The sequence below is a fragment of the Streptomyces sp. NPDC038213 genome (genome assembly GCF_055600495.1).
In genome coordinates, this window is sequence record NZ_JBVJYM010000014.1 from 60,829 (window position 1) to 80,101 (window position 19,273).

Below are 19,273 nucleotides of genomic sequence, written 5' to 3' on the forward strand. Positions count from 1 at the left end.
GGCATGGATAGCAGGGGAATCCCCGGTCCAACAACTGATACGCCGGGGAAACTCCCTTCCCCAAGATGATCACCGGCCGTAGATTTCCGGCCATGACGACGACTCGGCCGCAGACCACCGCCCCCGCCACCGCCAACCCCGTCCTGCGCGTGCCCCCGGCCGCCCCTGCCGCGGCCGCCGCCTACTTCGCCGCGAGCCTCGCCTTCCACGCCGACGTCTCCGACGTCGCCGCCGCCTTCAAGGCCCACCGGGAGCAGGGCGCCGACCTGGGCTTCGTCCTCGTGGACTCCCGCTCCACCCCGTCCTGGGACCAGGCGCACGTACCCGGCGCCGTCCACCTGCCCACCGCCCTCATCCCCGGGCAGGCGGAGAAGCTCCTCGACAAGAACGTGCCCGTGGTGACCTACTGCTGGGGCCCCGGCTGCAACGGAGGCGCCCGCTCCGCCCTCGCCCTGGCCGAACTCGGCTACCAGGTCAAGGAGATGCTCGGCGGCATCGAGTACTGGATCCGGGAGGGCTTCGAGGTGGAGACGTGGCAGGGCCCGCAGCAGCGCGGGGAGGCCGACCCGCTCACCGCGCCCGTGGACTCCGACGACTGCGGCTGCTGAGACCGCGCGCGGCGGGCGGCCGGTACGCGGCACCGTCAGGTACGGCGTACCGGCCCCCGCCCCGGCCTCAGAGCTTCGACAGCTCGTCCACCAGGTCGTCCAGGCCCAGCGAGCCCTGCGACAGCGCGGCCATGTGCCAGGCCTTCGCGTCGAAGGAGTCCCCGTGCGCGGCGCGGGCGTTGTCCCGGCCCAGCAGCCAGGCCCGCTCGCCCAGCTTGTAGCCGATCGCCTGGCCCGGCATGGACAGGTAGCGGGTCAGCTCGCTCTCCACGAAGTCGCCCGGCCGGCCGCTGTGCAGCCCGAAGAACTCCTGGGCCAGCTCGGGGGTCCAGCGCTCGCCCGGACGGAACGGCGAGTCCGCCGGGATCTCCAGCCCCAGGTGCATGCCGATGTCCACGATCACCCGGCAGGCGCGCATCATCTGGCAGTCCAGGTAGCCGAGCCGCTGCTCGGCGTCCTTGAGGAAGCCCAGCTCGTCCATCAGCCGCTCCGCGTACAGGGCCCAGCCCTCGGCGTTCGCGCTGACGATGCCGACGGTGGCCTGGTAGCGGGAGAGCTGGTCGGCCACGTGCGTCCACTGCGCGAGCTGGAGGTGGTGGCCGGGCACGCCCTCGTGGTACCAGGTCGAGACCAGGTCGTAGACCGGGAAGCGGGTCTGGCCCATGGTCGGCAGCCAGGTCCGGCCCGGCCGGGAGAAGTCCTCCGACGGACTCGTGTAGTACGGCGCCGCGGCGCCCCCGGGCGGGGCGATACAGGACTCCACCCGCCGCACGCGCTCGGCCAGTTCGAAGTGCGTGCCGTCCAGCGCCTCGATGGCCTCGTCCATCAGGCCCTGCAGCCAGTCCCGGACCTCGTCCACGCCCTCGATGTGCGTGCCGTGCTCGTCCAGGTGGCGCAGCGCCTCCCAGGGGCCGGCGCCGGGCAGGATCCGCCCGGCCTCCGTCTGCATCTCCGCGAGCAGGCGGTGGTACTCCGACCAGCCGTAGGCGTACGCCTCGTCCAGGTCCAGGTCGGTGCCGTTGAAGTACCGCGACCAGCGGGCGTACCGCTCCCGGCCGACGGTGTCGGGGCGGCCCTCGACGGCCGGCGCGTACACGTCGCGCATCCAGTCGCGCAGGGCCGCCACCGCCGCGGTCGCCCCCGCGGCCGCCTCGGCCAGCTCCGCGCGCAGCTCCTCGGGTCCCGAGTCCTTCGCGGCCACGAACTCCTCGAAGAACGCGGGCTCCCCGCCCTCGCCGGCCCAGGTGCCCAGCTGGCCGACGAAGGTGGCGGTCGGCCGCGGCGAGCCGTACAGGCCGCGCTCCAGGCCCAGTTCGAGGCAGGAGCGGTAGCCCTCCAGGGCGGCCGGCACCGCGCGCAGCCGGGCGGCGACGGCCGACCAGTCCTCGTCGGTCTCCTGCGGGGTCAGGGTGAAGACCTCGCGGACGGAGTGGGCGGGGGAGTGGATGTTGCTGACGGCCCGCAGGTCCTCGTCGGCCTCGTGCACGGCCAGTTCGGCGGTCAGCCGCTCGCGCAGCAGCCGGGCGCAGCGGCGCTCCGCGTCGGTGTCCGCGCCGGGCAGCGCCTCGGCGGCGGCCAGCTTCTCGAGGGTGGTCCGGGCGAGCTGCGCCACGGCCTCGCGGCCCTGCGGGGAGAAGTCCGGGAGGAAGGGGGAGCTGGCGGCCACACCGAGGTACGTGCCGGTGATCGGGTCGAGGGCGATGAGGTCGTCGACGTAGGCGTCGGCGACCCGGCGGGGCAGCATGCTGCTGTGGAGGGTGTCTGACATGGGGACATCTTCGTACGGAGAATGTCCCCACGTCACCACCTAATCGGCCCGAGGCTCCTGACGGGCCGGTGTGCACCGGCCGCCGCGCCCGCCCGCGTGCGGCCTGCGCGCCCGTGCGGTGTCCTACGCGCCGTGTGCTGTCCTACGCGCCGTGCCGCTCCCAGGCGTCGCCCGCGTCGAAGGCGGGCCGGGAGGATGCGGGGACGGCGTCGAGCCGTGCGGTGATCACGAGCGTGCCCTCCTCGATCTGGTAGTCCAGGGGCAGGCCGAGCCCGCGCATGGCGGCCACCATCCCGGTGTTGGAGGAGCGGGTGACGGCGTAGACGCTGTCGCAGCCCGCCTCGACCGCGAGGGCCGCGAGCCGCCGCAGCAGCTCCGAGCCGATGCCGCGGCGCTGCCAGTCGTCCTCGATCAGCAGGGCCACCTCGGTCTCGTCCCCGTCCCACAGCAGGTGGCCGAGGGCGACGAGCCGCCCGGACGCGGTGGTCACGGCCAAGGTGCGGCCGTAGCGGGGGCTGAGCAGGTGGGACAGGTAGCGGTCGGCGTCGGCGACGGGCCCGTGGTAGCGCAGGCCGAGGGTGCGCGCGGAGCAGCGGTCGTGCATGGCGCGCGCGGCAGCGAGGTCGGAGGAGTCGGCGCGGCGGATCGTGATCTCGTTGCCCTCGGGCAGCGTCAGCACGTCCCGGCTGCGGGGCACGCGCGGCCCGAGCCGGGCGTCGAGCTCGACGAGCGCGCGCGCCCGGGCGAACTCGGTGGGAGTGAAGGGCAGGTACGGGCGCTCGATGGTGATCGCCCCGCCGGAGGGGTCGCGCAGGCGCATCACCGTGGACTCCAGCACGCCCTCCACGGGGGCGTCGGCGCCCGTCGGGTGGCCGGACAGGGTGGTGGCCGGCAGCGAGTGGATGGTGCAGCGGCCGAGCAGCCGCCGCAGGGCCAGGGGGAGTTCGGCGGCGTCGAGCGCGGTACGGGTGGCCAGGCCGAGGATCCGGGTGGGGGCGTCCACGAGGTCGTGGGCGTCGGCCCGCTCGATCCAGGTGCTGTGGCCGCCGGCCCGGGCCGCGGCACGGGTCAGCTCCGCGGCGGTCAGGGCCTGCGGGGCGCGCAGCAGGAACTCGTCCACGGTGCCCTCGGCCAAGGGGTGCGTCTGGAGGGTGAGGATGTCCACCCCGCGGGCCGCGAGCGCCGTGCACAGGGCCGCGAGGCTGCCGGGGGCGTCGCGTACGGTGGTGCGCATCCGCCAGAGCGCGGCCTCGGAGGCGGCGGGGGCGGGCGCGGTCTGCGTGATTCCTGCGGGGCCTGCGGGGTCTGCGTGGTCTGTGGGCTTCGTACCCGCGTGCGGGGGCGGCGCATGGCTGTGGCGACGGGCCCACCAGGTGTGGAACCCGGCCGTGACCAGCAGGACCACGGCCGAGGCCACGAGCAGCACCGGCCCGTCGGGACCGTGCGCCACGGTGTTCGCGATGGCGTCGGCCACGGCCACGGCCGTGAACAGGGCTGCCAGTTCGACCACGTCGCGGCGCCAGTGGTGGCGGCGGACGCGGGCGGGGGAGGCGGAGGGTGCGGCGGGGACAGGGGTGCGGTCAGTCATGCAGACCACTGTGGGGGACGGGTGTTGCGTGATCACGAACGTCCTGTGACCGACTGGTTAAGCATCGATCCGGCGGGTTTCGTCCGTTTTTCGGACGGGGTGCGGCGGCGTGGGCCCCTCCTTCGTGCGGTGCGTCCGCGGCGCTGCGGACCCCGTCCCGCTCAGCGGTCCGAGCCGGTGCCCCCTGCTGTGCCCGCGGCCGCAGTCTCCCCCGCCCGCGCCGCCGTGTCCAGGATGACCCGGGCGACCAGCGCCGGATCGTCGTGCATCGGCACGTGCCCGCAGCCGGGCAGCCGCACCAGCCGGGCCTGCGGCAGCCGGTGCTTGGCGCGGATCCCCTGCCGGGGCAGCAGCAGCCGGTCGCGGCTGCCCCACGCGACGGTCACGGGCAGCCCCGGCACGTCCTCGGTCACCGTGACCGAACCGCCCGCGGCGAGCGTCCGGCCGAAACCGCTCGCCTCGCCCAGCGCACGGGTCTCGGCGACCACGGCCTGCGGGGAGCGGCGCCCGGGCCGGGCGTAGATGGTGCCGGTCAGGGCCGCCCGGCCGGCGCTGCTGCGCGCCAGCCGCTCCACCGCGGACAGCGGCAGCGCCCGGGCCCCGGCCCGCATCGCGAGCAGCGCGGCGAAGGCGTACCGGCGCTCGGCGCCGTTCCAGAAGCCCGCGGGGGACAGGGCGGTGACCGAGCGCACCAGCCCGGCGCGGCCCAGCTCCAGGGCGAGCAGCCCGCCCAGGGAGTTCCCCGCGACGTGCGGCCGCTCCAGGCCGAGCTCCCCGCACAGGGCGCCGAGGACGGCCACGACCGTCGGCAGGTCGTACGGGACCCGCTCGGGCAGGGGGTCCGAGGCGCCGAAGCCGGGCAGGTCAACGGCCACGACCTCGTGGTCCGCGGCGAGCAGGTCCAGCACCGGGTGCCAGGCCTGGAGGTGGTGCCCGATGCCGTGCAGCAGCAGGAGCGGCTCGCCCGCACCGCGGCGCTCGTAGGCCACCCGCGCGGTACGCGGGCCGATCGGGGAGTCGAAGGAGAAGGAGACCCGGCGGACCCCGGCGGCGGCCATCTCGGCGGTCATGCAGCTGCTCCTCGGCGCAGAGAGACGAAGCGTCAACCATCATTACCGTTGGGTAGGTTGGGCGGCAAGAGGCAGGATGATCAGATGACCGCTGACGCCCTGAACGAGTCCCCCGCCCGGTGCCCGGCCGATCCCCCCGCCGGCGCCCCCGCCGCATCTGCGGTCGCCTCCGCGGCCCGCCTCTTCGAAACCCACCGCCCGCTGCTGACCGGGGTCGCCTACCGGATGCTCGGCAGCGTGGCCGACGCCGAGGACGTGGTCCAGGAGGCCTGGCTGCGCTGGTCGTCCGCGGACCGCGAGGAGGTGCGCGAACCCCGCGCGTACCTGGTGCGGATCACCACCCGCCTCGCCATCGACCGGCACCGCGCGGTGCAGTCCCGCCGCGAGTCGTACGTCGGGCCCTGGCTGCCGGAGCCGCTGCCCACCGACTTCACCGCCGCCGGGCCGTCCGGCTCGGCGGCCTGGGCGGCGGACGGGGCCGAGCGCGCGGTCCTGATGGAGTCCGTCTCGCTCGCCGTGCTCGTGGTCCTCGAGTCCCTCTCCGCCCTGGAGCGGGCCGTGTTCGTGCTCCGCGAGGCCTTCGGCTTCTCGTACGCCGAGATCGCCACCGCCCTCGACCGCGCCGAGCCCGCCGTGCGCCAGCTCGCCACCCGCGCCCGCCGGCACGTCGAGCAGCGCAAGCCGCGGTTCGACGTGGACCCGGACGAGCGGCGGGCCCTGACCGAGGGCTTCCTCGCCGCGGCCGGGGGCGGCGACCTGGAGGGCCTGATGGCCCTGCTGGCCCCGGACGTCACCCTGATCGGGGACAGCGGCGGCAAGTCCCGGGCGCCGCTGCGGGTCATCGGCAGCGCCGACAAGGTCGCGCGCTTCCTGCTCGGCGCGGCCCAGAAGCCCGTACCCGATATGACCATGGAGCTCGTCGAGCTCAACGCGGGCCCCGCGGTCCTCGTGCGTTCCGCGGGGGCGCCCGACTCGGTCTTCCAGATCGACGTCTGCGAAGGCCGGATCCGGAGCGTCTACATCCTGCGGAATCCAGACAAGCTGGCCTCCCTGGCAGGCTGAATTCCATATGTGCTCCCGTGATCGGGCCTGTGCCCCGCGTCCGATGTGATGCGGGGCACAGGGCGTTACGGGCAGTTTGCACTCCGTAAGAACATCCCGTGAACGGCCTGATACGTATGCCCGATGTGCCCGGCAAAGGTACGAGCATTGGTCTTGACCAAGGGGGTGCGTCGCCCTATGGTCGGCAGAGTTAGTGCAAGAACCTTTAATAAACAAAGGCGCGGAACTACCGCCGGAGACGGCCACTGCAGGAGGAGTCAGGGTGGGGACGACGCAGCTCGAATCGGTACCGGAGCCGAAGTACTGGCACCTGAAGACCGTCCTGAGCGAGGCGCTCGATCAGGACTTCGCCGTGGGCGAGGTACTGCCCAACGAGCGTGAGCTCGCGGCCCGTTTCGGGGTCGCCCGCGCCACCCTCCGGCAAGCCCTGGAGCAGCTGGAGCTCGAAGGCCGCCTCCAGCGCCGCCGCGGAGTCGGCACGACGGTCGCCCCGCCGCGCGTGGGCGTGGACGTCGGCAGCGCCCGGCACAGCTGGCCCGGCGAGGCCGTCGACGGCTGGCAGCCCGTGGACGCCGCCGAGACCCTGCCCTCGGGCGCCGTCTCCCGCCTGCTCGGCGTCAGCACCTCCGAGGTCGTCCACACGGTCCGCCGGACGCGCGTCACGCACGGCCAGTCGGTCGCCGCCGAACTGCTCTACGTGCCCGCGGTCTCCGTCCCCGGCCTCTCCGCGATCGACACCCCTGCCGGCCCCTCCCGCGCCCGCGCCGTGATGCGCGAGCTCCAGCGGCTGGAACTGCTCGGCCAGGACCGCTCGGTCGAGCTCGGCTCCGCCCGCGCGGACGACGCCAAGGAGCTGGACCGGCTGCCCGGCGCCCCCGTGCTGCTGGTCACCACCCGCTACTTCACCGCCGGGGGCACGGCCGCGGTCTCCGTCGCCACCTACCGCGCGGACACCTGCCGGCTGACCTTCGGGGCCACGGGCGACGTGGAGATCCTCGAAGACGGCAGCCCCGCCGAGCGCCGCGCCTCCTGACCCCGCGGGCCGACCGGTACCCACCTCCGGCCGGTACCCCTGTCGGCTGGTACCCCGGGCGGGCTCGTCCGCCGTGTCCTGCCGGTACCCCCTGTCGGCTGGTCCCCGCGCCCGGACGGTACGCAGCCCGGGCCGGTGCAGATCCCCGGTCGGGTACGAAGCCGGGCCGGTGCGTACCCGACTCGGTACGCACCCGCGGCCCGTCGCGCTCAGCGGCGGGCCGTCACCGTCTTCTCCACGGCGAAGAGCTGCTCCTCCACGTGGTCCAGGGCCAGCCGCAGCGCCCCCGTGGCCACCGCGGCCTCTCCCAGCAGGGACAGGGCCACCCGCGGCGGGCGCAGGCAGTAGCGGGCCAGCTCCCGGCGCAGCGGCTCCAGCACCCCGTCGAGTCCGGCCGCCCAGCCGCCGACCACCACCAGCTCCGGATCGATGGCCAGGACCAGCGCCGCCACGTCGTGCACGAGCCGCTGGATGAACCGCTCCACCGCCGCGACGGCCTGCTCGTCACCCCGCCTGGCCTCGGCGAAGACCTTCGCGACCGCCTGCTCGTCCAGCGGGTGCAGCGGCTCGCCCGTGGTCGACAGCAGGCGCTCGGGGGTCACGCCCCGGCCCAGCAGGTGCAGGGCCCCGATCTCGCCCGCGGCCCCGCCGTACCCGCGGTGCAGCCGGCCGCCGATCAGGGAGCCGGCCCCCGGGCTCAGCCCGGCCATCACGAAGACGATGTCGTCGGTGTCCTGCGCCGAACCCTTCCAGTGCTCGGCCACGGCCGCGGCATTGGCGTCGTTCTCCACGAGCACCGGGCAGCGGAAGGAGCGGCGCAGCCGCTCGCCCAGCGGAAGCCCCGTCCAGCCGGGCAGCGCCGTGCCCAGCCTGACCGTGCCGTCCGCCTCCACGATCCCCGGGCTGCCGACCCCGACCGCGCGCAGCGAGTCCCGGGGCACCCCGGCCCGCCGCAGCAGGTCGGCGACCGTGGCCCGGACCTTCTCCAGGCGCTCGTCGCTGGTCGCGGTCTCCGCGACCTCCTTCGTGCCCGCGCCGATCACCCGGCCGTCCAGGCCGGACAGCAGCGCCGCCACCCGGTGGGAGCCGATCTCGATGCCCAGCAGGTGGCCGGCCTCGGTACGGAACCGGAACCGCCGCGCGGGCCGTCCCTGCCTGCGGGCGCCCTCCTCGGCCACCGCCTCCACGACCAGGCCGCTGGCCATCAGGCCCTCGACCACCCCCTCGACCGTGGGCCGGGACAGGCCCGTCACCCGGGTGAGGTCGGTCAGCGTCGGCGAACCCGCCGCGCGCAGGGCCCGCAGTACGACGGCGGAATTGATCCGCCGGAGCAGAGAGGGATCCCCGCCGGTCAGCTGCCCCAACGTGTGTCCTCCCAGCGTGCGCACCTGTTCAGGCGGATCGTACTGCCCCGCCGCGGGCACGGCGAGGAGCAGGGGGTACCCCGGCTCAGGCCGGGGCCACGAACCCCGACTCGTACGCCGCGATCACGGCCTGCGTCCGGTCCCGCGCCCCGAGTTTCGAGAGCACCGCGCTGACGTGGCTCTTCACCGTCTCCGCGCCCACGAACATCTCCCCGGCGATCTCCGCGTTCGTCAGCCCGCGGGCCATCAGGCGCAGCACCTCCTCCTCCCGCTCGGTGAGCGCCGCGTGCTCCAGGGCCCGGCGGGCCTCGCGGTTCCCGTACTCCGCGGCCAGGGCCCGGACGGCGGCGGGGAACAGCAGGGTCTCGCCCGCGGCGACCAGCCGTACGGCGTGCACGATCTCCGCCGGGCGGGCCCGCTTGAGCAGGAAGCCGTCGGCCCCCGCCCGCAGGGCCTGGTACACGTACTCGTCGTTCTCGAAGGTGGTCACCACGATGATCTTCGGCGGGGAGTCCACCGAGCGCAGGACGGCCCGGGTGGCCTCGATCCCGTCGAGCAGCGGCATCCGCACGTCCATCGCGACCACGTCCGGCCGCAGTTGCCGCACCAGCGGCACGACCGCCGCCCCGTCCCCGGCCTCGCCGACCACCTCGATATCGGGCTGGGCCTCCAGCACGGCGCGCAGTCCGGCGCGGACCAGCGGTTCGTCGTCAACGAGCAGTACGGTAACCGGCATTCGGTCAGGGTATGCGCTCCAGCGGCAGCCGGGCGCGCACCCGCCACTCGCCCCCGGCGGGCCCGGTGTGCGCCTCCCCTCCCAGGAGTGCGGCCCGCTCGCGCATCCCGCGCAGTCCGCTGCCGCTCCCCGCTCCGGCCGCGCCCGGGGCTCCGGGTGCGCGGTCGTCGGGCAGCGGGTTCGCGACCTCCAGGTGGAGCCCTGCGGGGGACGCCTCGACCCGCACCCGGACCGGAACGGGCCCGCAGTGCCGCAGCACGTTCGTCAGCGCCTCCTGGAGGATCCGGTAGCCCTCCCGGCTCACCTGCCCCGGCAGCCGGTCCAGCGGCCCGGACAGCTCGGCGGCCACCACCGCCCCCGAACCGCGCGCGGACTCCAGCAGCCGGTCCGCCTCCGCGAGGGTAGGCCCCTTCGAGGGCTCCTGCCCCGACTCCCGCAGCACCCGCAGCACCCGGTCCAGGTCCTCCAGCGCGGCCCGTCCGGTGTCCTCGATGGCCGCGAGCGCCCGCTCGGTGAACTCGGGGCTCCCCGCCGCGCGGGCCGCGCCGGCCTGCACCACGGCCACCGTCAGCGCGTGCCCGATCGAGTCGTGCAGCTCCCGGGCGATGCGGGTGCGCTCCAGCAGCTGCGCGGTACGGGCCTCCAGGACCGTCAGGCGCTCGGCGGCGGAGGGCCCCAGCAGCCTGCGCGCCACCCCGGACGCCGCCTCGCCCAGCAGTATCACCAGCCCGAGCAGCACCACGAGGGGTACGGGCGCCAGTGCCCACGCCGCCCACCGGGGCAGCCACGGGGGCACCAGGGAGTCGGGCCCGCCCGCGCCCGCGGCGAACACCACCAGGTGGACCGTGCTCACCGGCAGCCAGACCGAGGCCATCGTGGTCACGCCCGCCAGGGCCACGCGCACCTGCAGCCACAGCACGGTCCGCCAGCGGTCCGCCCAGGTGCCCGCGCGGGCCTCGGTTATCCCCGCGCCCGCCTCCGGGTCCTGCGGCATCAGCAGCAGCCGGGCCTGCACCCCCTCCACGAGCCGCATCCAGGGGAGCAGCCCGAGCGGGGCGTACAGCACCAGGGGCACCAGCGAGCCGGGGAAGTCCCGGAAGATGAACAGCCACAGGGCCATGAAGAAGGCCGGGATGACCAGGTGCAGCCAGCGCGAGTAGGTGACCGGGCGGGCCGGTGCACGCAGGAGACGGGGCATACGGAGCATCCGGCCATCGTGTCAGCAGGCCCGCAGCCCCCGTCTCCCCCGTACGGGGGAGGAGATCCCCCCTGGCGGGGGAGGAGGGGGAGGGGGTCCGGCGGCGAGGCTGGGGCCATGAACAGCATCGAGATCCGCGAACTCACCAAGGAATACGGCAGGAACCGCGCCGTGGACGGGCTCACCTTCGACGTCCTCCCGGGCCGGGTCACCGGATTCCTCGGGCCCAACGGGGCCGGGAAGTCCACCACGATGCGGCTCGTCCTGGGCCTGGACCGGCCGACGTCGGGCACGGCGGCCGTAGGCGGCCGTTCGTACACCGGATGCGCGCAGCCCCTGCGCGAGGTCGGCGCCCTCCTCGACCCGCAGTCCGCCCACGGCTCCCGGACGGCCCGGGACCACCTCCGGGCCCTCGCCGTGAGCAACGGCATCCCGGCCCGGCGGGTGGCGGAGGTCCTGGAGGAGACCGGGATCGCCCCGGCGGCCGGGCGCAGGATCAAGACCTTCTCGCTCGGGATGCGCCAGCGGCTGGGCATAGCGGGGGCCCTCCTCGGCGACCCCGGGGTCCTCATACTCGACGAGCCGGCCAACGGGCTCGACCCCGAGGGCATGGTGTGGATCCGGGAGCTGATGCGCCGACTGGCCGCCGAGGGGCGCACGGTGCTCGTGTCCAGCCACCTCATGGCCGAGACCGCCGACACCGCCGACCACCTGGTGGTCCTCGGCCGGGGCCGGCTGCTGGCCGATCTGCCGATGCAGGAGTTCATCGAGTCCCGCAGCGCCCCGCGGGTCCGGGTGCGCACCACCGACCCCGAGCGGCTGCGCGCCGCGCTCGCCCGGACCGGGCGGCGGCTGGACGAGGCCGGCGGCGGCCGCTGGAGCGTCGAGGGGGTCCGCGCGGAGGAGATAGGCGCCCTGGCCGCCCGCGAGGGCGTCCCCGTGCTGGAACTGACCGACGAGAGGGCCTCGCTGGAACAGGCCTACCTCGACCTCACCGCCGCCGACACCCCGTTCGCGTCCGCCACCCCCACCGGCCCTTTGACCGCCAGCCCGCAGGAGGCCTGAGCCATGTCCGCCCGCACCGCCGCCGTCCCCGCCGCCCCGGCCGTCCGCCCGCCCCGCACCGCCCGGTCCGCGCTGCCCGTCCTGCACGCGGAGTGGATCAAGATACGCTCCGTGCGGAGCACGTTCGGCTCGCTGCTCGCCGTGTTCCTCACCACCGTCGGCATCACCGCGCTCGTCGGGGCCACGGTGGGGCAGGAGGAGGTGTCCGAACCGGGCGCCGACCGCCTCTTCTTCGCCTTCTACGGGGTCAACTTCGGGCAGATAGCCGCCCTTTCCTTCGGGGTGGGCGCCTTCGCCACGGAGTTCCACAACGGCGCCCTGCGCACCAGCCTCGCCGCCGTGCCCGACCGCACCCTGTTCTACCTGTCGAAGACGGCCGTCATCGCCGCCGCCTCCCTGGCCGCGGGCCTGGTCACGGCCGCGGCCGCCTTCCTCACGGGGCAGGCCTTCACGGGCCCGTACGCCCTCGGCGCCGGCGACCCGGGCGTCCTGCGCGCCGTCGTGGGCTGCGGGCCCTACCTCGCCCTGGTCTCCCTGCTCGCCGCCGGGCTGACCGCGCTGCTGCGCAGCGGGGCCGCGGTCCTGTCCCTGCTCATACCCCTGCTGCTGATCGTGCCGTTCGTGATCGGGAGCGTGGCCGGGGGAGCGGCGCAGTACCTGCCCGACCGCGCCGGGCAGGTGGTGCTCCACCAGGTGCCGCCGGGCTCCCTGGGCCCCTGGGAGGGCATGGGCGTACTGGCCCTGTGGGCGGGCGCGGCGCTGCTGGCCGGCTGGGCGGGGATCCGGCGCAGGGACGCGTGACGGCGGAGCGGTTCCGCAGCTCCGCTACGAGCCGCGCGGGGTCCCGGACCGCGTGCACCTGGGGCGGGACGGGGGCCGCCGGGTGGTGCTGTACGCCGCGCAGTGGGGCCGGACGCAGCCCCGTCTGCTGCGCTCGGCGGTCACGGGCGCGGACCCGCTGCGGCGGCGCGCAGCCGGCCGTACTCCTCGGCCATGGACTCGGCCGTCCAGTGGGCGTTGAGGCCGCTCGGGTTCGGCAGGGCCCAGATCCGGGTGGCGCCGATCATCCGCTCCTGGGGGCCGATCCGGGCGGTGCGCTCGCCGAAGGCCGTGCGGTAGGCGGTCACGCCGACCACGGCGAGCCATTCGGGGCGCAGCCGCTCCACCTTCTCCGTGAGGATGCGCCCGCCCTCGCGGAACTCCTCCGGGGTCAGCTCGTCGGCGCGGGCCGTGGCGCGGGCGACGACGTTGGTGATGCCGAGCCGGTAGGCGAGCAGTTCCTCCTGCTCGGCGGGGGCCAGTCGGCGCGGGGTGAAGCCCGAGAGGTGGAGCACCGGCCAGAAGCGGTTGCCGGGGCGGGCGAAGTGGTGGCCCGTCGCGGCGGAGAGGAGGCCCGGGTTGATCCCGCAGAAGAGCACGCGCAGACCGCCCGCGACCACGTCCGGGAGGACGAGGCCACGGGCGGCGGCTGCTTCTTCGGGGGTCATGCGGCGGTCATCCCGGGATCAGAGGATCGACCCCGGCGCGTACCCGGCGGCCTCCGGGTGCTGCTTGGCGATCTCCTCGATCCGGGAGACGACGGTGGCGACCTGGTCGCCCGCCGCGCCGGTGAAGGAGAGCTTGTCCGCCATCAGGGCGTCGAGCGCGGCCCGGTCCAGCGGGATGCGCCCGTCGGCGGCCAGCTTGTCCAGCAGCTCGTTGCGCTCCGCGCCCTGCTCGCGCATGGCCAGGGCGGAGGCCACGGCGTGCTCCTTGATGACCTCGTGGGCGACCTCGCGGCCCACACCGGCGCGGACGGCGCCCATGAGGACCTTGGTGGTGGCCAGGAAGGGCAGGTAGCGGTCGAGCTCGCGGGCCACGACCGCCGGGAAGGCGCCGAACTCGTCGAGGACGGTGAGGAAGGTCTCCAGCAGGCCGTCGAAGGCGAAGAAGGCGTCCGGCAGGGCCACGCGGCGGACCACGGAGCAGGACACGTCGCCCTCGTTCCACTGGTCGCCGGCGAGCTCGCCGGTCATGGAGGCGTACCCGCGCAGGATGACCATCAGGCCGTTCACGCGCTCGCAGGAGCGGGTGTTCATCTTGTGCGGCATCGCCGAGGAGCCGACCTGGCCGGGCTTGAAGCCCTCGGTGACCAGCTCGTGGCCCGCCATCAGGCGGATCGTCTTGGCGATGGAGGAGGGGGCCGCCGCCAGCTGCACCAGGGCGGTGACCACGTCGTAGTCGAGCGACCGGGGGTAGACCTGGCCGACGGAGGTGAACGCGTGCGCGAAGCCCAGGTGGGCGGCGATCCGCTGCTCCAGCTCCGCGAGCTTGGCGGTGTCCCCGCCGAGCAGGTCGAGCATGTCCTGCGAGGTGCCGACCGGGCCCTTGATCCCGCGCAGCGGGTAGCGGCCCAGGAGGTCCTCCAGGCGGCCGTAGGCCACCAGCAGCTCGTCCGCGGCGGTCGCGAAGCGCTTGCCCAGGGTCGTGGCCTGCGCCGCGACGTTGTGGGAGCGGCCGGCCACGACCAGCTCGGCGTACTCGCCGGAGAGCTTGGCGAGGCGGGCCAGGACGGCGACCGAGCGGTCCCGGACCAGTTCGAGGGAGAGCCGGATCTGGAGCTGCTCGACGTTCTCGGTGAGGTCCCGGGAGGTCATGCCCTTGTGGACGTGCTCGTGGCCGGCGAGGGCGTTGAACTCCTCGATCCGGGCCTTCACGTCGTGCCGGGTGACCTTCTCGCGCTCGGCGATGGAGGCCAGGTCGACCTGGTCGAGCACGCGCTCGTAGTCGGCGAGCGCGGCGTCCGGGACCTCGATGCCGAGGTCCTTCTGGGCGCGCAGGACGGCGAGCCACAGCCGACGCTCCAGCGTCACCTTGTACTCGGGGGACCACAGGACGGCGAGCTCCGCGGAGGCGTAGCGGCCGGCCAGGACATTGGGGATGCGGGGCTTGGCTGTCACGTAAACGGATTCTACTGTCGGTTCGCGCAGGCCAGCGCCCCGGCCCTGCTTGTGGCTATCTACGAGAGCGGCGGGGAGGCCGGTGCGTCCAGGGGCAGCAGCTCCGGCCTCTTGGCCGGCAGCCCGTCGCCCGAGGAGCGCTTCGACAGGCGGCGGCCGATCCAGGGGAGCAGGTGCTGGCGGGCGAAGCGGAGGTCCTCCGCGCGCCGGGACGGCCAGCGCGGGGGCGCCGTGGGCGGCAGGACGGCCCGCCAGTCCTCCTCCGGGGGAAGCTCCAGACCCTGCCAGACCGCCTCGGCCACCCGGCGGTGGCCCTCGGCGGTCAGGTGCAGCCGGTCCACGTCCCACATCCGCGGGTCGCCGAGCGCGGGAGCCCCGTACAGGTCGACCACGAGGGCGCCGTACCGGCCGCCCAGCTCGTCCACGAGCGCGAAGAGCTCCTCCATCCGCGGCCGGAAGCGGTCCAGGACCGGACCGCGGCGGCCCGGGGAGCGCATCAGCACCAGCTGACCGCAGGCGGGGGAGAGCCGCTCGACGGCCTGCTCCAGCAGCCCACGCACCCGGCCCATGTCGCACGTGGGCCGGAGCGTGTCGTTCAGCCCGCCGACCAGGGTGATCACATCGGGCTTCATGGCTGCCGCGACGTCCACCTGCTCGTCGACGATCTGCCCGATCAGCTTCCCGCGCACGGCCAGGTTCGCGTACCGGAACCCGGGGGTGCGGGCCGCGAGGCGGGCGGCGAGGAGGTCCGCCCAGCCGCGGTAGGAGCCGTCGGGCAGGCGGTCGGACATTCCCTCGGTGAAGGAGTCCCCGACCGCGACAAAACTGGTGTACGACGCATTCATCTCCATGGCGGAGCGATGTTACCGCGCAGTTGGCCCCGGTGTCCCGGGCGCCCGGGAGATGCCCGTGCGGGGTCCGGGTGCGCCCAGGGCCCGCCCGGGGACGCCACCGGGCCGCCACTCAGGCCGAGGCGGGGTTCCCGAAGAGCTCCCGCAGCACGTCCTCCATGGTCACCAGGCCCGCCAGCGCCCCGTCCGCCCCGCGTACGGCCGCCAGGTGCGTGCGGCTGCGCCGCATGGCGGTCAGCACGTCGTCCAGCGGGGTGTCCGCCCGTACCTGCGCGATCTGCCGCAGCTCCGACATCGGGAACGGCGCCTCCCGGTCCGGGGCGTCCAGCGCGTCCTTCACGTGCAGGTAGCCGAGGATCCGGCGGTCCGCGTCCACCACCGGGAAGCGGGAGTACCCCGACTCCGCCGACAGCCGCTCCAGCACCGCCGGGGTGACCCCCTCCCGGGCCGTCACCACCCGTTCCGCCGGCAGCACCACGTCGGTCACCGGGCGGCGGCCCAGCTCCAGCGCATCGTGCAGCCGCTCGCTCGCCCGGTCGTCGATCAGCCCCGCATCACTGGAGTCCTTGACCATCCGCGCCAGCTCGTCGTCCGAGAAGGTGGCCGCCACCTCGTCCCTGACCTCCACCCGCAGCAGCCGCAGCAGCATGTTCGCGAAGGCGTTGATCGCGAAGATCACCGGCTTCAGCGCCCGGGTCAGGGCCACCAGCGGCGGACCCAGGGCCAGCGCCGTGCGCACCGGCTCCGCCAGGGCCACGTTCTTCGGCACCATCTCGCCGAAGAGCATGTGCAGGTACGTGGCCAGCGACAGCGCCACCACGAAGGAGATCGCGTGCGTCAGCCCGTCCGGCACCCCCGCGGCGTCGAACAGCGGCTCCAGCAGGTGCGCGATGGCCGGCTCCGCCACCACGCCCAGCACCAGCGTGCACAGGGTGATGCCGAGCTGCGCCGCCGCCATCAGCGCCGACACGTGCTCCAGCCCCCACAGCACGCTGCGGGCCCGCCGGTCGCCCTGCTCGGCGTACGGCTCGACCTGGCTGCGCCGCACCGAGATCAGCGCGAATTCCGCCCCGACGAAGAAGGCGTTGACGATCAGGGTCGCCAGGCCGATCAGCAGCTGTACCGCGGTCATCCGACCCCTCCGCCCCCAGGCGCCCCGCCCTCTGCCCCACCTGCGCCCGCTGCCCCCGCTGTGCCCTCCCCGTCCGGCATGTGCAGCAGCACCCGTGCCGCCCGCCGCCCCGAGGAGTCCACGACGTCCAGCCGCCAGCCGTCCAGCTCCAGGCTGTCGCCCACGGCCGGGATCCGCCCCAGCCGGGTGGCCACCAGCCCGGCCAGGGTCTCGTACGGCCCGTCCGGCACCCGCAGCCCGATCCGCCGCAGCTGGTCGGTGCGCGCGGCTCCGTCCGCGGAGTACAGCCCGCGCCCGAGCGCGTCCGTGCCCGCGGGCGCCAGGTCCGGGGTCTCGTGCGGGTCGTGCTCGTCGCGGACCTCGCCCACGACCTCCTCCACGATGTCCTCCAGCGTGGCCACCCCGGCCGTGCCGCCGTACTCGTCGATCACCACGGCCATGGTCTGGCGGCCCGACAGCCGGTCCAGCAGCCGGTCCACGGTCAGGGACTCGGGCACGAGCAGCGGCTCGCGCAGCAGCTGGGACACCGGATGGCGGTGCCGCTCCTCGGCGGGCAGCGCCAGGACGTCCTTGATGTGCACCGTCCCGACCACCGAGTCCAGGCTGCCCCGGTAGACGGGGAAGCGGGACAGGCCGGTGGCCTGGGTGGCGTTCGCGACGTCCTCGGCCGTGGTGTGCACGTCCAGGGCCGTGACCTGCACCCGCGGGGTCATCACGTTCTCCGCGGTCAGGTCCGCGAGGTTGAGCGTACGGACGAACAGCTCGGCCGTGTCGCTCTCCAGCGCGCCCGCCCGGGCCGAGTGCCGGGCCAGTGCGACCAGCTCCTGCGCGGTCCGCGCGGAGGCCAGCTCCTCGGCCGGTTCCATGCCCAGCCGGCGCACCATGTGGTTCGCCGTGGTGTTCAGGTGCCCGATCAGCGGCCGGAACGCGCCGCTGAACACCCGCTGCGCGGTCGCCACGCGCCGGGCCACGGCGAGCGGGGAGGAGATCGCCCAGTTCTTCGGCACCAGCTCGCCCACCACCATCAGCACGACGGTGGACAGCGCGGTGCCCAGCACCAGGGCGGTCGACGAGGCGGCCTCCGCGGACAGCCCCGCGGCCTCGAAGGGCCCCTGGAGCAGGGCGGCGATCGAGGGCTTGGAGATCATGCCGATCACCAGGCCCGTGACGGTGATGCCGAGCTGGGCCCCGGAGAGCTGGAAGGTCAGGCTGCGCACGGCGGACAGGGCGCTCGCGGCCCCCCGGTCGCCCCGCGCCGCGGCCTCTTCGAGCTCGCCGCGCTCGATGGTCGTCAGCGAGAACTCCGCCGCGACGAACACCCCGCAGGCAAGGCAGAGCAGCAGCGCCAGGAGGAGCAGGAGCACTTCGGTCATCGGTTCACCTCCGTCCCATGATCGGTCAGAGGCCGGTCCGGTGCGCGGCGTCGGCTCCCGTCCGCTCCGTGAAACCCGTTCGACCCCGGTCGGGCCGGGTGCTGGGATGGTCCCATGAGCGATCTTGAGATCAGACCGGCGGCACCCGGCGAGCTGGACACCGTCCTCGGCTTCTGGCGGACCGCCGCGGAGGGTACGAGCATCAGCGACGACCTCGCGGGGGTGACGGCGCTGGTCGCCCGGGACCCCGGCGCCCTGCTGCTGGCCGAGCGGGGCGGGGAGCTGGTGGGCACGGTGATCGCGGGTTTCGACGGCTGGCGCTGCCACCTGTACCGGCTCGCGGTGCACCCCGGGCACCGGCGGCAGGGGGTGGCGAAGGCCCTGCTGGCTGCCGCGGAGCAGCGCTTCGCCGGCCTCGGCGGGCGCCGCGGGGACGCGATGGTGCTCGACCGCAACGAGTCCGCCCACCGGGCCTGGGAGGCCGCGGGCTACCGGCCGCAGGAGCAGTGGACCCGCTGGGTCAAGCCGCTCGAGGCCTGAGGGGCGGGACGGGCGGGCACCCGGGACCGGTGAGGCGGGCGGGTCGGGCAGGTCGCCCCCCGGCGGCCCCGGCCACGGCCCCGCCCAGCCGGCCACCCGGGGGTCAGGTCCGTCGCCCCCCGGCGGCCCCTGCCCCGGCCGGCCCGCCACCCGGGGGTCAGGTTCGCGGTCGTCGCGCCGCGCCGATGACGCAGTACGAGTTCGGGAGTGCGGGCCCGCGCTGCGGCACCCGCAGGCCCCGCTGGGCCGTGATCTCGAAACCGGCCGCCTCGATCGCGGCCAGCGTGTCCCGTGCGGTGTGGCACCCGCCGAAGGCCCGCGGCCACACCGTCCGGTCCAGGCCCCGCTGGACGGCGGCCATCGCCGGGCCGGGCGCCAGCCCGTGCTCGAAGAAGCGCAGCTCGCCGCCCGGGCGCAGGACCCGCCGGATCTCGGCCAGCGACCGGGGCAGGTCGCGGACCGTGCACAGGACCAGGGAGCACACCGCGCCGTCGAAGGCCTCGCTCTTGAGCGGCAGGGCCTCGGCGGCGCCCGGCACCACGTCCACCGGCACCTCGGAGCGCAGCGCGGCGCTCAGGGCGAGCCGGCGCAGGGTGGGCTCGGGTTCGACGGCCACGACCTCCGCCACGGCCGCGGGGTAGTGCGCGAAGTTCAGACCGTTGCCCGCCCCGATCTCGACGATCCGGCCGGACAGCCCCGTGAGCAGCTCGTGCCGCAGGGCGCCGACCCCGCCGTGCGCGTCCGCCTGGACGCTCATACGGGCGTAGAACCGGGCGAACAGCGGGTGGTGCACGGCGTTCTGCGGCGCCCGCACCCGTGTTCCGCGGGATCGCAGGGGCATGACGGACCTCCTCGAGCGGACGTACGCGTACCCCCAGTCTCCCCCCGCCGCCCCCGCTCACCCCTCGACGCGCGGAACGCGCGGAACCGGCCCCGACCAGGCCGC

The 19,273-nt window shown here is 74.9% G+C and carries 18 protein-coding genes; 6 read left to right on the top strand and 12 right to left on the bottom strand.

The features are described from left to right. Positions 1-92 precede the first annotated feature (92 nt). A complete protein-coding gene (locus ACZ7JZ_RS20430) occupies positions 93-608 on the top strand; it encodes a rhodanese-like domain-containing protein (RefSeq protein WP_470941100.1) in 516 nt (171 codons plus the stop codon). Positions 609-675: 67 nt separating this feature from the next. On the opposite strand, the gene ACZ7JZ_RS20435 is transcribed toward ACZ7JZ_RS20430, so the two are convergent. From ACZ7JZ_RS20435 to ACZ7JZ_RS20445, 3 genes are all read right to left on the bottom strand, one after another. Further along, positions 676-2,376 (bottom strand): DUF885 domain-containing protein, encoded by a 1,701-nt coding sequence (locus tag ACZ7JZ_RS20435; protein WP_470941102.1) that lies wholly within the window; start codon positions 2,374-2,376, stop codon positions 676-678. A 142-nt stretch (positions 2,377-2,518) separates the two neighbouring features. Continuing rightward, positions 2,519-3,964 (bottom strand): GNAT family N-acetyltransferase, encoded by a 1,446-nt coding sequence (locus tag ACZ7JZ_RS20440; protein WP_470941104.1) that lies wholly within the window; start codon positions 3,962-3,964, stop codon positions 2,519-2,521. A 161-nt stretch (positions 3,965-4,125) separates the two neighbouring features. Continuing rightward, a complete protein-coding gene (locus ACZ7JZ_RS20445) occupies positions 4,126-5,034 on the bottom strand; it encodes an alpha/beta fold hydrolase (RefSeq protein WP_470941106.1) in 909 nt (302 codons plus the stop codon). Positions 5,035-5,118: 84 nt separating this feature from the next. On the opposite strand from ACZ7JZ_RS20445, the gene ACZ7JZ_RS20450 reads away from it, so the two are divergent. Both ACZ7JZ_RS20450 and ACZ7JZ_RS20455 read left to right on the top strand, forming a co-directional pair. Beyond that, positions 5,119-6,096: an RNA polymerase sigma-70 factor gene (locus ACZ7JZ_RS20450; RefSeq protein ID WP_470941108.1), complete on the top strand. Its 978-nt coding sequence runs from the start codon at positions 5,119-5,121 to the stop codon at positions 6,094-6,096. A gap of 262 nt (positions 6,097-6,358) precedes the next feature. Continuing rightward, on the top strand, positions 6,359-7,129 hold the full coding sequence (locus ACZ7JZ_RS20455) for a GntR family transcriptional regulator (RefSeq protein ID WP_470941110.1): 771 nt from the start codon (positions 6,359-6,361) through the stop codon (positions 7,127-7,129). A gap of 209 nt (positions 7,130-7,338) precedes the next feature. Here the strand turns inward: ACZ7JZ_RS20455 and ACZ7JZ_RS20460 are convergent, their stop codons facing one another. The 3 genes from ACZ7JZ_RS20460 to ACZ7JZ_RS20470 all read right to left on the bottom strand — a co-directional run bounded on the left by ACZ7JZ_RS20460 (position 7,339) and on the right by ACZ7JZ_RS20470 (position 10,427). Then, a complete protein-coding gene (locus ACZ7JZ_RS20460) occupies positions 7,339-8,493 on the bottom strand; it encodes an ROK family transcriptional regulator (RefSeq protein ID WP_470941112.1) in 1,155 nt (384 codons plus the stop codon). Between the two features lie 85 nt (positions 8,494-8,578). Next, a complete protein-coding gene (locus tag ACZ7JZ_RS20465; RefSeq protein ID WP_470941114.1) occupies positions 8,579-9,229 on the bottom strand; it encodes a response regulator in 651 nt (216 codons plus the stop codon). Between the two features lie 4 nt (positions 9,230-9,233). Next, complete coding sequence (locus ACZ7JZ_RS20470; RefSeq protein WP_470941298.1) at positions 9,234-10,427, bottom strand: sensor histidine kinase; 1,194 nt, start codon at positions 10,425-10,427, stop codon at positions 9,234-9,236. Between the two features lie 117 nt (positions 10,428-10,544). Here ACZ7JZ_RS20470 and ACZ7JZ_RS20475 point away from each other — a divergent pair, with 117 nt between their 5' ends. Both ACZ7JZ_RS20475 and ACZ7JZ_RS20480 read left to right on the top strand, forming a co-directional pair. Next, on the top strand, positions 10,545-11,492 hold the full coding sequence (locus tag ACZ7JZ_RS20475; RefSeq protein WP_470941116.1) for an ABC transporter ATP-binding protein: 948 nt from the start codon (positions 10,545-10,547) through the stop codon (positions 11,490-11,492). A gap of 3 nt (positions 11,493-11,495) precedes the next feature. Then, the gene (locus tag ACZ7JZ_RS20480) at positions 11,496-12,293 is read left to right on the top strand and encodes an ABC transporter permease (RefSeq protein ID WP_470941118.1); all 798 of its coding nucleotides are present in this window, start codon (positions 11,496-11,498) and stop codon (positions 12,291-12,293) included. Positions 12,294-12,433: 140 nt separating this feature from the next. Here the strand turns inward: ACZ7JZ_RS20480 and mug are convergent, their stop codons facing one another. The 5 genes from mug to ACZ7JZ_RS20505 all read right to left on the bottom strand — a co-directional run bounded on the left by mug (position 12,434) and on the right by ACZ7JZ_RS20505 (position 17,787). Next, positions 12,434-12,979, bottom strand: a complete 546-nt coding sequence (gene mug, locus ACZ7JZ_RS20485) for a G/U mismatch-specific DNA glycosylase (protein ID WP_470941120.1) — start codon at positions 12,977-12,979, stop codon at positions 12,434-12,436. A gap of 18 nt (positions 12,980-12,997) precedes the next feature. After that, positions 12,998-14,431, bottom strand: coding sequence for an adenylosuccinate lyase (gene purB / locus ACZ7JZ_RS20490; protein ID WP_470941122.1), 1,434 nt, complete (start codon positions 14,429-14,431; stop codon positions 12,998-13,000). 59 nt (positions 14,432-14,490) lie between these two features. Beyond that, complete coding sequence (locus tag ACZ7JZ_RS20495; RefSeq protein ID WP_470941124.1) at positions 14,491-15,282, bottom strand: SGNH/GDSL hydrolase family protein; 792 nt, start codon at positions 15,280-15,282, stop codon at positions 14,491-14,493. 112 nt (positions 15,283-15,394) lie between these two features. After that, complete coding sequence (locus ACZ7JZ_RS20500; protein WP_470941126.1) at positions 15,395-16,414, bottom strand: hemolysin family protein; 1,020 nt, start codon at positions 16,412-16,414, stop codon at positions 15,395-15,397. Further along, complete coding sequence (locus ACZ7JZ_RS20505; protein WP_470941128.1) at positions 16,411-17,787, bottom strand: hemolysin family protein; 1,377 nt, start codon at positions 17,785-17,787, stop codon at positions 16,411-16,413. The genes ACZ7JZ_RS20500 and ACZ7JZ_RS20505 overlap by 4 nt, the downstream gene beginning before the upstream one ends. Before the next feature lie 114 nt (positions 17,788-17,901). Here ACZ7JZ_RS20505 and ACZ7JZ_RS20510 point away from each other — a divergent pair, with 114 nt between their 5' ends. After that, positions 17,902-18,327 carry a GNAT family N-acetyltransferase gene (locus ACZ7JZ_RS20510; RefSeq protein WP_470941130.1) on the top strand — a complete coding sequence of 142 codons (426 nt, stop codon included), beginning with the start codon at positions 17,902-17,904 and terminating at the stop codon, positions 18,325-18,327. A gap of 157 nt (positions 18,328-18,484) precedes the next feature. Here ACZ7JZ_RS20510 and ACZ7JZ_RS20515 read toward each other — a convergent pair whose 3' ends face one another. Further along, positions 18,485-19,168: a class I SAM-dependent methyltransferase gene (locus ACZ7JZ_RS20515; protein WP_470941132.1), complete on the bottom strand. Its 684-nt coding sequence runs from the start codon at positions 19,166-19,168 to the stop codon at positions 18,485-18,487. Positions 19,169-19,273 lie beyond the last annotated feature (105 nt).